This window comes from Mycobacterium colombiense, from assembly GCF_003284975.1.
In the GTDB taxonomy this organism is placed as follows: Bacteria; Actinomycetota; Actinomycetes; order Mycobacteriales; family Mycobacteriaceae; genus Mycobacterium; species Mycobacterium europaeum_A.
Genome location: NZ_QMEU01000046.1, coordinates 21,009 through 34,845 on the forward strand (window position 1 = coordinate 21,009; position 13,837 = coordinate 34,845).

General features: G+C 68.1%; 17 protein-coding genes. 7 read left to right on the forward strand and 10 right to left on the reverse strand.

Translation table 11 applies throughout. The annotated features are described in order from the left end of the window. Positions 1 to 25: 25 nt before the first annotated feature. Genes thiD through DQP58_RS15670 form a run of 4 tightly spaced genes read left to right on the forward strand, consistent with a single transcriptional unit; the run spans position 26 to position 2,856 of the window. Positions 26 to 853 carry a bifunctional hydroxymethylpyrimidine kinase/phosphomethylpyrimidine kinase gene (gene thiD, locus DQP58_RS15655; protein ID WP_112709227.1) on the forward strand — a complete coding sequence of 276 codons (828 nt, stop codon included), beginning with the start codon at positions 26 to 28 and terminating at the stop codon, positions 851 to 853. A gap of 4 nt (positions 854 to 857) precedes the next feature. Further along, entirely contained in the window at positions 858 to 1,481 is a 624-nt protein-coding gene (locus tag DQP58_RS15660; protein ID WP_112709228.1) for an alpha/beta hydrolase family protein, read from the forward strand. A 46-nt stretch (positions 1,482 to 1,527) separates the two neighbouring features. Then, positions 1,528 to 1,962 (forward strand): MarR family winged helix-turn-helix transcriptional regulator, encoded by a 435-nt coding sequence (locus tag DQP58_RS15665; protein ID WP_112709229.1) that lies wholly within the window; start codon positions 1,528 to 1,530, stop codon positions 1,960 to 1,962. A gap of 24 nt (positions 1,963 to 1,986) precedes the next feature. Next, positions 1,987 to 2,856 carry an LLM class F420-dependent oxidoreductase gene (locus DQP58_RS15670; protein WP_112709230.1) on the forward strand — a complete coding sequence of 290 codons (870 nt, stop codon included), beginning with the start codon at positions 1,987 to 1,989 and terminating at the stop codon, positions 2,854 to 2,856. Between the two features lie 16 nt (positions 2,857 to 2,872). Here the strand turns inward: DQP58_RS15670 and DQP58_RS15675 are convergent, their stop codons facing one another. From DQP58_RS15675 to DQP58_RS15700, 6 genes are all read right to left on the reverse strand, one after another. Then, positions 2,873 to 4,321, reverse strand: coding sequence for a neutral zinc metallopeptidase (locus DQP58_RS15675; protein ID WP_112709231.1), 1,449 nt, complete (start codon positions 4,319 to 4,321; stop codon positions 2,873 to 2,875). A 257-nt stretch (positions 4,322 to 4,578) separates the two neighbouring features. Beyond that, the gene (locus tag DQP58_RS15680) at positions 4,579 to 4,959 is read right to left on the reverse strand and encodes a DUF732 domain-containing protein (RefSeq protein ID WP_112709232.1); all 381 of its coding nucleotides are present in this window, start codon (positions 4,957 to 4,959) and stop codon (positions 4,579 to 4,581) included. 138 nt (positions 4,960 to 5,097) lie between these two features. Beyond that, positions 5,098 to 6,570 carry a M28 family peptidase gene (locus tag DQP58_RS15685; protein WP_112709233.1) on the reverse strand — a complete coding sequence of 491 codons (1,473 nt, stop codon included), beginning with the start codon at positions 6,568 to 6,570 and terminating at the stop codon, positions 5,098 to 5,100. Then, positions 6,567 to 8,057: a M28 family metallopeptidase gene (locus DQP58_RS15690; protein WP_112709234.1), complete on the reverse strand. Its 1,491-nt coding sequence runs from the start codon at positions 8,055 to 8,057 to the stop codon at positions 6,567 to 6,569. The genes DQP58_RS15685 and DQP58_RS15690 overlap by 4 nt, the downstream gene beginning before the upstream one ends. 53 nt (positions 8,058 to 8,110) lie before the next feature. Beyond that, a complete protein-coding gene (locus tag DQP58_RS15695) occupies positions 8,111 to 8,536 on the reverse strand; it encodes a DUF2752 domain-containing protein (RefSeq protein ID WP_112709235.1) in 426 nt (141 codons plus the stop codon). Between the two features lie 18 nt (positions 8,537 to 8,554). Further along, on the reverse strand, positions 8,555 to 8,902 hold the full coding sequence (locus tag DQP58_RS15700; protein ID WP_112709236.1) for a CD225/dispanin family protein: 348 nt from the start codon (positions 8,900 to 8,902) through the stop codon (positions 8,555 to 8,557). A 337-nt stretch (positions 8,903 to 9,239) separates the two neighbouring features. On the opposite strand from DQP58_RS15700, the gene DQP58_RS15705 reads away from it, so the two are divergent. Both DQP58_RS15705 and DQP58_RS15710 read left to right on the forward strand, forming a co-directional pair. After that, positions 9,240 to 9,770 carry a serine/threonine protein kinase gene (locus tag DQP58_RS15705; RefSeq protein WP_112709237.1) on the forward strand — a complete coding sequence of 177 codons (531 nt, stop codon included), beginning with the start codon at positions 9,240 to 9,242 and terminating at the stop codon, positions 9,768 to 9,770. Between the two features lie 90 nt (positions 9,771 to 9,860). After that, on the forward strand, positions 9,861 to 10,382 hold the full coding sequence (locus DQP58_RS15710) for a serine/threonine protein kinase (protein ID WP_112709238.1): 522 nt from the start codon (positions 9,861 to 9,863) through the stop codon (positions 10,380 to 10,382). 3 nt (positions 10,383 to 10,385) lie between these two features. Here DQP58_RS15710 and DQP58_RS15715 read toward each other — a convergent pair whose 3' ends face one another. Genes DQP58_RS15715 through thiO form a run of 4 tightly spaced genes read right to left on the reverse strand, consistent with a single transcriptional unit; the run spans position 10,386 to position 13,132 of the window. Further along, positions 10,386 to 11,153: an SGNH/GDSL hydrolase family protein gene (locus DQP58_RS15715; protein WP_112709239.1), complete on the reverse strand. Its 768-nt coding sequence runs from the start codon at positions 11,151 to 11,153 to the stop codon at positions 10,386 to 10,388. Then, entirely contained in the window at positions 11,150 to 11,908 is a 759-nt protein-coding gene (locus DQP58_RS15720) for a thiazole synthase (protein WP_430916111.1), read from the reverse strand. Before DQP58_RS15720 ends, DQP58_RS15715 begins: the two co-directional genes overlap by 4 nt. A 7-nt stretch (positions 11,909 to 11,915) precedes the next feature. Continuing rightward, positions 11,916 to 12,113, reverse strand: a complete 198-nt coding sequence (gene thiS, locus DQP58_RS15725; RefSeq protein WP_112709241.1) for a sulfur carrier protein ThiS — start codon at positions 12,111 to 12,113, stop codon at positions 11,916 to 11,918. After that, positions 12,110 to 13,132: a glycine oxidase ThiO gene (thiO, locus tag DQP58_RS15730; protein ID WP_112709244.1), complete on the reverse strand. Its 1,023-nt coding sequence runs from the start codon at positions 13,130 to 13,132 to the stop codon at positions 12,110 to 12,112. The genes thiS and thiO overlap by 4 nt, the downstream gene beginning before the upstream one ends. A 176-nt stretch (positions 13,133 to 13,308) precedes the next feature. Here thiO and thiE point away from each other — a divergent pair. Then, a partial coding sequence (gene thiE / locus DQP58_RS15735) for a thiamine phosphate synthase (RefSeq protein WP_112709245.1) occupies positions 13,309 to 13,837 on the forward strand: 529 nt, incomplete at its 3' end.

The following is a 13,837-nucleotide window of genomic DNA, read 5'->3' on the forward strand; positions in this document are numbered from 1 at the left end:
TCGCCAGCGCGGCGCAGCCCGCACAGTGACGTTCCTGCCGCTGCCCGCGCCCGGCACGACGCCGCGCCGGGTGCTGTCCATCGCCGGGTCGGACTCCGGGGGCGGCGCGGGCATCGAGGCCGACATGCGCACCATGGCGCTGCTGGGTGTGCACGCATGCATCGCGGTCACGGCCGTCACCGTCCAGAACACGTTGGGCGTGCACAGTTTTCACGAGGTACCCGGTGATGTGGTCGCCGGCCAGATCGAGGCCGTCGTCGGCGACATCGGCATCCAGTCCGCCAAGTCCGGGATGCTGGCGTCGCCGCGCATCATCGACACCGTGGCCACCACCTGGCGCGGGCTGGGGTTGTCCGTTCCGCTGGTCGTCGATCCGGTGGCGGCGTCCATGCACGGTGACGCGCTGATGGCGCCGGCGGCGCTGGATTCGCTTCGCAGCCAACTGTTTCCGTTGGCGACGCTGGTGACACCCAACCTCGACGAGGTGCGGCTGCTGGTCGACGTCGACGTGGTGGACGCCGAGTCGCAGCGGGCGGCGGCCAAGGCGCTGCACGCGCTGGGCCCGCGATGGGTACTGGTCAAGGGCGGTCACCTGCGGTCTTCGGAGCGCAGCAGCGACCTGCTCTACGACGGCGCCGATTTCTACGAGTTCGATGCCCAGCGGATCGCGACGGGCAACGACCACGGCGGTGGCGACACGCTCGCCAGCGCCGTGGCGTGCGCGCTGGCGTACGACTTCACCGTGCCGGATGCCGTCGAGTTCGGCAAGCGCTGGGTGACCGAATGTCTGCGCGCCGCATACCCGCTGGGTCACGGCCACGGCCCCGTCTCCCCGCTGTTTCGACTGTCGTGATCGCATGAATCTCGACGGGATCGCGGGCATCGCACACGAGCCCACTGGTGAGCCGACGGGAGTGGTGGTCCTGACTCACGGCGCCGGTGGCAACCGGGATGCCGTTCTGCTGCAGCAGGTTTGCGATGAATGGGCGCAACGGGGCTGGCTGGCGGTTCGCTACAACCTGCCCTACCGGCGTCGCCGGCCCACCGGGCCGCCATCGGGTTCCGCCTCCGCCGACCGGGCCGGCATCGTCGAGGCCATCGCGGTGTGCCGCGGCCTGGTCGACGGCCCGCTGATCGCCGGCGGCCATTCCTATGGCGGCCGGCAGACGTCCATGGTCGTCGCGGCCGGCGCGGCGGCGGTGGACGTGCTGACGCTGTTCTCCTATCCGGTCCATCCCCCGGGCAAACCCGAACGCGCCCGCACCGAGCACCTGCCCGACATCACGGTGCCGACCGTGTTCACGCACGGCACGTCGGATCCGTTCGGCACGCCCGACGAACTGCGCGCCGCGGCCGCCCTGGTCACCGGCACCACCGCCGTCGTCGAGATCGCCAGCGCCCGCCACGATCTGCGGTCCAAGACGTTGAACGTGCCGGCATTGGCCGTCGATGCCGCACTACAGCTGCTCGGGCGAAAATAGACAGCCGAAACTGGACAGTTATGACTGTCTAAATTAGAGTGGTGGCGTGGATGGCATCAGCGACTCCGCGGTAGCGGCGGCACGCGACATCAGGGTGGTGTTTAGCCGGTTACGGCGCCGGCTAAAGGACATCGCGACCGACGGTCTGACGCCGTCACAGACCGCGGTGCTCACCCGGCTGTGGAAAGAGGGCCCGTCGTCGGCCAGCGTATTGGCCGGCGCCGAACAGGTGCGCCCGCAGTCGATGGCCACCATCCTGGCCGCCCTGGGCCAACGCGGGCTCATCGAGCGCAAGCCGGATCCGAATGACGGCAGGCGCCAGGTGGTGTCGTTGACCCCGGCGGGCAAACGGCGTGCCGAAAGCGGTCGGCGCGCCCGTGAGGAGTGGTTGGCCCGCGCCATCCACGAGCGCTACACCGAGGCCGAGCGGCGCGTCATCGTCGACGCATTGTCGCTACTCGAGCGCTTGACCGAGCAATGAGGAAACGAAAGAACCGGAGCAGCAATGGAATTGGGATTGCATTTCATCGACTTCCTACCGGGAGACCCGGCCCGGCTGGGCCCGACGTTGACCGAGGTGGCCAAGGCGGCCGAGCAGGGCGGCGCGACGCTGTTCACGCTGGCCGACCACTTCTTTCAGATGGAAGCCATGGGACGGGCGGAGGACCCGTTCCTGGAGGGGTACACGTCACTGGGCTTTTTGGCCGGACAGACGACGACAATCGAGCTGAGCCTGTTGGTCACCGGCGTCACCTACCGTTATCCAGGTTTGCTGGCTAAGGCGGTCACGACGCTGGACGTCTTGTCGCAGGGGCGGTCGATGTTGGGACTCGGCGCGGCCTGGTACGACCGGGAACACACCGCCCTGGGCTTTCCGTATCCGCCGGTGAGCCGACGCTTCGAGATGCTCGAGGAAACACTGCAGATCTGCCGTCAGATGTGGAGCGACAACGACGGCCCGTACGAAGGCAAGCATTATCAGCTGGCCGAGACAATCTGTGCGCCACAACCGATTCGGCGTCCCCCGGTGCTGATCGGCGGGGACGGTGAAAAGAAGACGCTGCGTCTGGTCGCGCAATACGCCGACATTTGGAATTCCACGGTGACCGAGGTCGACGCGATCAAGCACAAGATCGAAGTGCTCAACCGTCATTGCGAGGCGGTCGGCCGCGACCCCGGAGAGATCCGCAAGACAGTCGGCTACTTCGTCAATCCGTTCGAGGACCTGGACGGATATTTCCGGACCGTCGAGGGCTACGCCGGACTCGGCGTCGAGCTGGTCAATGCCGGTCCGTTCCCCGGTAATCCGGACCCGGTCGGCTTCGTTCGACGCCTGGGCGACGAAGTGATTCCCCGGCTCGCCGAAATCGGTTGACCCGGTTGGTGATCGGTTAGCCGGGATAGCGCGAGTAACAGGCGTCCGCGTTGCCGGTCACGCCGCCGCGGAACGCGGCGATCCGGGTGAATCCGGCCGGCACGCTGGTGCCGTCCGCGTCGCTGGCGACCAGATGGTTGGTGAGCAGGCCGGCGACCGCCTCGTCGAGGTCGCCGGCGGTCAGCAGCAATTGGTTGTGCGAAGGCAGGTCGATCGGCTCGGCCATCTTCCGATGCACCACGCCGGTCAGGCACGCGGTGCGCAGCGCGGTCCACGGGCTCTGCATCGGCAGGCCACGTTCATGCTGTACGGCCAGCGCGTATCTCGACATCACCACCGACAGCGCGGTGTCGTCGCCCTGCGGCAGGGTCTGTTGCTTCTCGTCGGCGAGCGTACCCATCGCGGCGAGGCCGGGCAGATCGACCACGATGGTGTTGGTGGCCGGGCAGTAGGACGCCGGCGGGGTGGCCCTGGCGTCCGGGCACTCGGCCGGCTGGTAGGACAGCGCCGGCGGGCTGGTCGGGGCGAAGATCTTTCCCAGCAGCTCCATGAGATTCGACAAGGTGTCCTGGTTGATGGGCACCTCGCCGGTTTCGGGTGCGCCGGTGCTGGAGTCGACCCGCAGGGCGTTCGGCAGGTCGCCGCGGCGCTTCTCGATCTCCTTGCGGTTGATCGCCGCGCAGGCCGAGGCGCCGTTGAGGAATCCCATTTGGAAGGCGCTGATCCGGTCCAGGGCGGACCCGTGAGCGTCGTCGTTCTCGGTCTCGCTGTCCATGACCGGGTCCCGCGTGGTGATGATCCCGGCCAGCACGTGGTCGAGCCCGTCGGCAGTGCTCAGCGTGAAGCGCGGCGACTTGCCGTCGGCGACCCAGTACAGATAGACGCCCGCGAAGCAGTCGGCCTGCTGCTCGCGGACGATGGTCGCGTCGCGTCTGGTCACCAGCTTCGCCATCTGTTGCAGCGCATGCCCGAATTCGTGTGCCAACACACCGGTGACGGACATGTCACCGAAATACTTCTGCGCCATGGGCATGAATACGCCGCGGTCCCAGGCGATCAGGTTGCACTTGCCGGTGTAGAAGGCGTTGACGAGCTTGTAGGTGTCGTTGTGGCACACGATCGGGCTGCTGGGATCGGTGGAGTTATAGGACACCATCTTGCTGAGCGGAACGAATTTGCCCTGCAGCGATTGGTCGTAGACCGACCTCCAGTAATCCTCGATGTCGTTGATCGACAGCAGTGCCAGGCTGTCGATGGGGCCGTTGTCGGTGTTGAGCACCTTGCCGGTGGGACTGGGCGCGTTCGAACGGATTCCGCTGGGTCCGTTGGTCGCGGGCAGCCCCCCGACCAGAAACGGGTCGTTGAGCATCGACAGGGCGCGTCCGTCGACGAAGGTCGTGCAGCCGACCACCAGCAGTGCCGCCGCCGACAACACAAGGGCCGACCTGAGCGCATGGCTTTTCATGACCAACCTCATCCCGACCGGCGACGGCGCAGCATCAAGGAAACTCATCCTAGAGGCATCGACCGTACCCGGCAGCGGGAATCGGGCGATCCAGCAAACGCCGGCCACACAGGTACCAGAACGGCGGTGCGGCACACCGCGGAGTGAAAGGGGCCCACACGAATCCCTCACCCAACTATGGGATTGCGAGCCACAGTGCCAGTGCGCTCAGCGCGCCGATGCCGACCTCGCGTCGTGCGTCAACGTATGACCGTCGCCTACGCAGCCCCCGGCGGCGGGAAGGGAATCCAAGGAATATTCCACCAGGCGATCGGGGGCGGCGGCTCGGTGGTCGGCTCACCGAGGTGTTGTGGGCAATAGGCACTGACGGCGCTGGTCGTGAAGCGGGTCGCGTCCGCCACGGTGTATCCGGCATTTTCCGACGACACACTTTGGATGACGTCGGCCTGGGAGTGGCCCTGGTCCATCAGTTCACAGGCCTTCTTGCCGACCCGAATGGCGACCGTGCCGTTCCGGTAAGGGACGCCGGCCTGGTCGAGCGCCGCCAAGAAGTTCGCATCCGGGTTGTCGCCCGGCTCGGCTTGGGCCGGCGTGGCCGAACCGATCACCGCGGCGAAGCTCGCCAGCACGAGAAGCATTCGCACGGCTTCATCCTTCTACAGAAAGCCGGTGTTGTCCTGTTGCGAATGCGGCTTAACGTTGCGCGGCGTCTCCCGCGGCATGCCGCCACCGAACGTCCATCCGGTTGTAGCAGCCGGGTTCGACACGCCGCGCCATTACGGCACCCGGGTGCGATGCCTCTTGTTGTGCGGCGGCACGCCGTTGACCCCGCCGATGGATTCCGCGTAGCTGCCGACGACGAACCCGACGCCAGAACCCATGACCGCCAACGCTTCCCGATTGATGTTGTCGACGGTGTCACGAGGGCTCTGGAAGTTGGGATCGAACGCCACGCCGGCCTGACCACCCCATAACCGGGCCTGCACGGGGCTTTTCGGCTGCGAGGCGCCGGTGGTCATGCCGCCGACCGGCACGCCGGCCACCATGAACGGGTGATAGTCGGCCCTGGTGTCCAAGGGCATGTCGGCGGGACGCTTGCCGGCAAGGTTCAGATAACCGGCCAGGGTGCGTTCGATGCCGGCCGATCCCTCGGGCACGTCCGCGGCCGAGACGTTGGGTGAGGGCGGGCCGGACTGATCGCCGTCGTCGGTGAAGAATCCCGCGTTCGGCGACCCCAGCATGGTGAAGTTCAGGTACAGCGCGATGTCGTTGAGTTGGTCGCGGTCCATGCCGAACACGTAATCCATGACGCCGTTGCGGCCGTCCTCCTCGGCGCCCCAGAACACGAACCGCACTGCGTTGGTGACGGGGGCGAGCGGGCCCAGTTGCAGCGCCGTCTCCAGCACGGCGGCCACCCCGGAGCCGTCGTCGTTGATCCCGGGCCCGGCGCGGGAGCCGTCCAGGTGGGCGCCGACCACGACGACGTCGTGGGCCGACCCGGTCTTGGTCTGCGCCACGACGTTTCGCGAAGTGATGTTGAAGTTCTGCGCATCCAGCACCAGGTGTACCGGTGCCGTGGAGCCGGACAGCGCGGCGGCGCCGTAGGCGCCCAATACGGCGACCGGCACGGTCAGCTGCTTGAAGTAGCCGGGGCTGAACAGGGTGGGCGGCGCGCCCCGTCCGGTGGGCGAACTGAGCACGATCAGTGCGCTGGCGCCCTTGGCCACCGCGCTGTTCTGTTTGTCGACCACCGAACAGCGCGCGTCGTCCACGACGGCGATCGCCCCTTTCGGCAGGGACGAGGGGTAATCGGTGGCCGCACAGCCCGAGGGCTGGGCCGGCCGGACCGGCTGGCCGGTCAGTCCGCCGGGCGGCGTCTGGACCAGCAGCGAGGCCTGGTCCACCGGATAGGTGCGGCCCGCAACCGTCAGCGCCGGCTTGCCCAACGACACGGTGTAAAGCCGGTCGAACTGCGGCGTCTGGACGTCGAAACCCTTGTCGCGCAGCGTCTTAGCCACGTAGTCCACGGTCGCGTTGAAGCCGGGTGTTCCGTCTGCGCGGATGCCGCCGTTAGTGTTGGCGATGTTCTGCAGGGCGCGCAGATGGGTCAGCAGGCCCTCGACGTTCACCCGTTTGGCCAGGCTGTGCGCCAGGTCCGGGGTGGCCGTCGGCTGACCCGGCCGGGTGTCCGAACACCCGGCCACCAGGGCGGCCAGCAGCAGCAGCGTCGCGGCCAACCGGGACATCATGACTTGGCGAGCACGTGCCGGGTCCGGTCCGCCATGGCGGGGACACCGTTGTGCCCGCCGAGGTCCTGCGCGTACATTCCCATCGCGTAAGCCACACCGCCACCGTTGATTCCCAGCGCGGTGCGGTCGATGTGGTCGAGGGTGTCGGTCTTTTGGTGATAGTTGGGGTCGAACGGTTGATCGGCGGTGCCGCCCCACAACTTGGCCTGGTCGGCGGACATCTTCCCCTCCGCCCCCGAGAACAGACCGCCGGCGGGGACGCCCGCCAAGGTGAACCCGTCGTAGTCGGACCGGCCGTCGAACGAGGTGTCCTGCGCGGTCTTGCCGGCCGACTTCAGGTAGGCGACCAGCGTGCGCTCGATACCGGCCGAGCCCTCGGGCACCACCGGCTGGCCGCGCGCGTCCGCGGGCAGCGATTGGTCGCCGTCGTAGGTGAAATAGCCGGGGTTCGGCGATGCGAGCATGTCGAAATTGAGGTACAGCGCAAGGTTTTTCAGCGCCGTCAGGTCCAGCGACTCGACGTAGTTGCGCGACCCGATCAGTCCGAGCTCCTCGGCGCCCCAGAAGCCGAACCGCAGCGCGTTGTGCACCGGTGGTGAATTCCCCAGTCGCACAGCGGTTTCCAGTACCGCCGCCACGCCCGATCCGTTGTCGTTGATGCCCGGCCCGTCGGGAACGCTGTCCAAGTGGGCCCCGGCCATCACCACGTCGGTCGCCGACCCGGTCTTAGTCTGCGCAATCACGTTGCGGGCGCGGAAGCTTTGGACGCTCGCGTTGAGCTTGATGGTGGTGGGGCCGGGCTGGCCGCGCAGCTGCACCCCCACCGATTTGGTGATGCTCAGCACCGGAATCTTCACCTCGGTGGTCGGGCCGAGCGTGCCGCCCATCTGTTGTTCGTCGACGTTGTCGGCGATGATCATCGCCACGGCGCCGCGCTGTGCCGCGGCGTCTTCCTTCTGCGCGAACGGGCAGGTACCGCGGTCCACCAGCACCACGGCGCCCTGCAGCGGCAGGGCGGCGTAGTCGGCGGCCGCGCAACCCAAGTTGTTCGGCGGAGCGGTGACGAGCGGCCCGCTCACCCCGTCCGGCGGGGTACCCAGGCTGAAGTCCAGCGCGTGCGCCTCCACCGATCTGCCGCCGACGGTGAGCACCGGCTTCTCGCCGTGGAACACGCGCGCCGAGAATTCCGGGGTCTGCACGTCAAATCCGCTGCCGCGCAGGACGTTCACCACATAATCGACGCTGGCCTCGTAGCCGGGCGTGCCCACCGCCCGGGTGCCGTTGTTGGCGTTGGCGATGTCTTGCAGCTTGGACAGGTGGGCCATCATCGCGTCGGTGGTGACCTTGTCACGCAGACCGGCGGCGAATTCGGCCGCGCCGGGGTGCGTTTGCTGCGAGTCGGACGACCGATGCGAACAGCCGGTCGAGAACGCGGTCAGGGCGACAACGGCCAGCATCGCCGGAATCGTTGTGGATTTGTTCAGCATCGCGCCCCAGGTTAGACCGCCGCCGAACCGGCCCGGATCAGGACACGGCGGTATCAGACATGCAGTGCGCTGAAGGGCGCAAACGGGATGTTGCGCACCACGAACCAGGCCAGCACCAGCGACAGCGTCACGGCGGCGGCCCAGCGACGGTGCTGCCAGCTGCGGATGCGCCGGCCCACCAGGCGCCCGTATGTCCAGGAAAAATAGGCCCACGTCAGCAGCACGACAGCCGCCAGGCCCAACGCGTTGAACCTGGCGGCCGCCAACAGGTTGCCGTGCAAGAGCGAATACACCATCCGCAAGCTGCCGCAGCCGGGACAGTCGATCCCCAACAACGCCTTGGTGGGACAAACCGGCAGCGGACCGTTCGGGGTGGTCGGGTCACCCGCCCAGATGGCGGCGCACATCAGCGTCGTGGATGCTGCCACCACCAGTGGCGCACCCAAGCTCGCGTGCGCCGCCCCCCAGCGGGTCACCATGATCGAACTCTAGAACCTTTAGAACATCGCGGCGAGTGCCGCGTTGGTGTTCGTGTTGAGCGCACCGACCGCCATCAGGATGCCGTAGATGATGCCCACGACGACGCCGATGGCCACCGACCAGATCACCCATTTCTTGGCGCTTTCGGCGGACGCCTGCGCCTCCGCGTAGCGGCCCTGCGCCCACAACCCGTTGACCTGGCTCGACTTGACGATCGCCACGATGCCGAAGGGAAGACAGCAGAACAGGGTCGCCAGAATCGACCACACCAGATAGTTATTCGGCGCTTCGCCGGCCGGCTGCTGCGGCGGGTAACCGGGAGACGGCGGCGGGTAATTGGGCGGCGGAGGAGGGGGTTGTGTCATGGATTCTCCAGTCCAGAGAAGTTAGCTGACGTAAAGCGGTGCTAACCATACCCGAGCGGACTCTGATCGGCACTAGCAATGCAAAATCTGGTTTAGGGCCGCGCCGGGCGCAACGCGCCGAAGACACCACCGCATTCACCGGGCGGGTCGATTACCGCCGGGCTCAACATAATTCGCCAACGGGCGCGCCGAGCCACGCGGCACTATCATTTTACTGGACCTCTGCCCGTTGGGCCGGCGAAGGATGCCTACACAGACAATTGCCTGCGGAACGTATTGCTTTACCACGGCATAGACCTACTATCCGTGTTTAGAAGTCGCCGTTAAGGAGCCATTAATGTCTGATTTCAGCAACGTGCTGAGCGCAGCGGTCCTAACGGCCCTCGCGGCCGGTTCAGCCTTAGCGGGCGGCGTCACTGCGAGCGCGGATCCCGCCACCACCGGCAACCCGTCGGATATCAATGCGCTTGCGGCCTCGCTGTCGAAGGGCTACGGCCTGAACAACTGCACTGCCGGAAACATCGACCGCAGCGCGCAACTGGCGGTACTCACCTGCGGGCAGAGTCCTGACCCGAGCGGCCCGGTTCAGGCCAAGTACGTCCTGTTCACCAACGCCGCCAACTTGGCCACCTCGTTTAAGGCCACCATCAAAGAGGACGTCCTGACCCCCTGTGGGGACGCCATCCAGTCGCCGTCGACCTGGCACAAGGACGGCGCCGCCGGCAGCGCCGGTCACGCGGCCTGCGGCACGTACCGCAACGGCGCCGAGATCATCTGGACCACCGACGCCAAGAACACGCTGAGCTACCTGCGCGCGTCCAACACCGACGTGGCTGCGCTCTACCGGTGGTGGCGCGCCAACGGGTGAGATGCGGCGAAGGGCCGCAACCGATTCAAGAACAGATGACGAGAGACGTTCGCCCCTCTTTATTTCCATCAACCGCAGGGAGTCAGGAAAATGTCACATCTCAACACCGCGCTGCGAGTCGTGTCGGCCGCAACCCTTACGGGCAGTTTGGCTTTCGCGGGTTGTGCCACCGCAAGCGCCGAACCCAACACGGGTAACGCGGCTGACCTCAACACGCTGGCCGCCTCGCTGTCGAAGGGCTACGGCCTGAACAACTGCAAGTCCCAAGAGCTGACCGAGGCGGGCGAGCTGGCCGAACTGGTGTGCGGGCAAAGCCCGGACTCCAGCGGACCGGGATCGGGTGTCTACGCGCTCTTCTCCAACAGCACCAACCTGGGCTCCGCGTTCAGTTCCACGATCAAGGACGTGTCCCTGGCCGCGTGCGGGGACGCCGGGCAGTCACCGGGAACCTGGAAGCAGAACGGCCAGACGGGCGGCCAGATCGCCTGCGGCACCTACAAGAACTACGCGACGCTGACCTGGACCACCGACGCCAAAAACGTGTTGGGACACCTCACGTCGGCCAACTCCGATGTCAACGCGCTCTACCAGTGGTGGCGCACCAACGGCTGACGCTTAGAGCGCGGCCGCAACCAAATCCGCTACCGCGCGCATCCCATCGGCGTTCGGGTGCAACGGAGCGGGGCGTCCGGGCAATGACACACCCAAGCGGGTGGGCAGCGTCGTCCAGGGCTCTGCCGACCATGCGTGGTGCTCCCGGCTGGCCGCGGCGGCACGGATGAGTCCGCAGCCGGTAGCCGCGGCAGCATCGGCCGTCATCGTCTCCAGCGTCGCGGCCACATGGCGACCCAGGTCGGCGTCGGCGCTCGACAGCGGCGCGGCCGGCACACCCGGCGGCGGCAGCATCGTCAGGTAGTCGACGAAGAATATCCGTGCCCCCGCGGACCGGTGGCGCACCACCCGGCCGACCGCGCACAGCGATTCAAACACCGCGTCCAAGGCCACATCTCGCGCCCGGCGGTCCAGCAGTTCGGTGATGCGGTCGGCGAGCAACGGCAGGTGCCGCAGTGCCCGCGGCAGCGACGCGGCCATCAGCAGCGGGATGTAGCCGACGTCGTTGCCGCCGATGGTGACGGTGACCAGACTTTCGGTGCCGTCCAGCGCGGCGATCTGGGGTGGCGCCCCGCGCTGGCTTTCGGTGAGCACGTTCGCGGTGGTCGCCCCGGAGAAGGTGACGTCGACCAGGTCGTAGCCGTGACGCTGCGCGATCAGGTGGGCGTAGTTGCGTGCGGATCGGCCCGACCATCGCGGAGCCCCCGCCGCGCGGGGACGGATGCCCGGGCCCGCGGCCATCGAACTGCCCAGCGCCACATAACGATTCATTGGCTCGGGCTGGGGCTGGAAGCCTGCGCCCAGAACCGCTTCGGGATCCGTCCGGCGCGCCGGGCCAGATACCCGGCCGTGACCGCGGCGGCCATCGCGGCGGCCATCGCCGCCGGATCGGCGGCCCGGGTCACCGCGGTCGCCAGAAGCACGGCGTCGCAACCCAATTCCATCGCCAGCGCAGCATCGCTGGCGGTTCCGATGCCGGCGTCGAGCACCACCGGAACGCCAGCCCCGGCGACGATCATCTCGATGTTGTGCGGGTTGGTGATGCCCAGGCCGGTGCCGATCGGCGAACCCAGCGGCATGACGGCCGCGCAGCCAGCGTCCTCGAGCCGGCGCGCCAACACCGGATCGTCGTTGGTGTAGGGCAGCACGACGAACCCGTCGTCGACCAATTGTTCTGCGGCTCGCACCAATTCGACCGCGTCGGGCAACAGCGTGCGTTCGTCGGCGATCACCTCGAGCTTGATCCAGTTGGTGTTCAGCGCCTCGCGCGCCAACTGTGCGGTCAGCACCGCCTCGGCCGCGCCGCGGCATCCCGCGGTGTTGGGCAGCGGGGTGATGCCCAGCCGGTTGAGCAGATCGAGCAATCCGGTGCCGCCCTCGGCGTCGACGCGGCGGATCGCTACGGTGGTCAGCTCGGTGCCCGAGGCCACCAGCGCCTCTTCGAGCACCGCGAGGTTGCTCGCGCCGCCGGTCCCCATGATGAGCCGCGACGCGAAGCTGCGGTCTGCGATGGTCAGCTTGGGCATCTCGCTTTTAGCCACCTTGCACCGCCGTCACCACCTCGAGCCGGGCACCGTCGAAAAGCTCTGTAGCCCAACGAGATCGCGGCAGGACCGCGTCGTCCATGGCCACGGCCACCCCGCGGTCCGGGAACCCCAGGGACTGCAGTAACGCGGCGACCGTGATGGGCGCGTCGACGTCGACCTTCTGCTGGTTGACCAGGACGATCATGGGTGTGCTCCCACCGGGGCCAGTTCGGAAACGATCTGTTCTGCCGTCCAGGGCGCCAACAAAAATCCCGACCGGCCGTGGCCGGCGGCAACCAGCGTCCGCGCATCCAGGCGATGCACCAACGGCAGATTGTCCGGGGTCATCGGGCGCAGCCCGGCGGCGCATTCGGCCAACTCGTATTCGCCCAGCGCCGGCAGCACCGCGCACGCGTCGTCGAGCAGGTCGCGCACCCCCGAGACAACGGGGGCTGTGTCGCGCCCGTGCTCGTACTGGGTGGCGCCGACGACCACCCCGTCGGCGCGGGGCACCAGGTACACCTGCCGTCCGTGCACCCGGGCGCGAACCACCCGCCGCGGCAACGGCATACAACCCTTGCGCCACCGCAGCCGCAGCACCTCGCCCTTCACCGGGCGCACCGGCAGGCCCGGCCACAACGCCGGTGCGTCGATGCCGTTGGCGATCACCACCGCGTCGGCCTCGACGCGCGACAGGTCGTGCACCGCCGGCGCCCACCGCACCCCGAGGCGCTCACACTCGGCGGCCAGCGCGTCGAGCACCGCGCGGTTGTCCACGGCCAGCTCGGTGGGCGCCCGGAAGCCGTGCCTGATGCCCTGCGCCAGCAGCGGTTCGACGTCGCGGGCCGCCGATTCCCAGACCACCGGGTGCCCCTGGCCGGACAACCAGTCCGCGACGGTGCGCAGGTCGGCGACGTCGGCGCGATCGACGGCCACCACCAGCGACTCGCGCGCGGTGACCACCCCGGGCGGCAGCCCGTCGGTGAAACCGCCCTCGCGCCACAGCCGCAGCGATTCCAGGCCCAGCCGCAGCAACCGCTCCTCGCCGGGCCAGCCTTCGCTGTGCGGCGCCAGCATGCCGCCGGCCACCCAGGATGCGCCCTGGTGGTCGCTGCGATGAACCCGCACCGACCAGCCGGCCTGCGCGGCGCGGCGCGCCACCGCCAGCCCGATGACGCCGCCGCCGATGACGGCCAGGGACCCCAATGGGGGTCCCGAGGGCATCCCGGTCATTCTCGAGCCTCCCTTCGCCGGCATGATCCGGATCAGGTGTGACGGTAAGGGCAGGTCCGGGTGGCTCCGGCTGTGCCCACTCTCAGCCCCGCAGTCGCCTCGACTACCCGGGACTCCCGTGTCTAGTGGTTCTCTTCGGCTCCACGCTAGCGCGCTAGCGTCTCGGTGTGCACCGTCCCTCGAATAGACCACTCTCCGCTCTGGCCGCGGCGCGACTCTATCTGTGCACCGACGCACGCCGTGAGCGCGGCGATTTGGCCGAATTCGCCGACGCCGCCCTGGCCGGCGGCGTGGACATCATCCAGCTGCGCGACAAGGGTTCGGCCGGTGAGCAGCGGTTCGGCCCGCTGGAGGCGCGTGAGGAGCTGGCGGCGTGCCAGGTCCTGGCCGACGCGGCACGCCGGCACGGCGCCCTGTTCGCCGTCAACGACCGCGCCGACATCGCCCGCGCGGCCGGGGCCGACGTGCTGCACCTCGGCCAGGGCGACCTGCCGTTGGCGATCGCGCGCGACATCGTCGGGCCGGACATGCTGCTCGGCTCGTCCACCCACAGCGCCGATGAGGCCGCCGCGGCCGCGCGCAGCGAAGCGGACTACTTCTGCGTCGGGCCGTGCTGGCCGACGCCCACCAAACCGGACCGGGCGGCGCCGGGCCTGCCGCTGGTGAAGGTGGCCGCCGGGCTGGGCGCCGACAAGC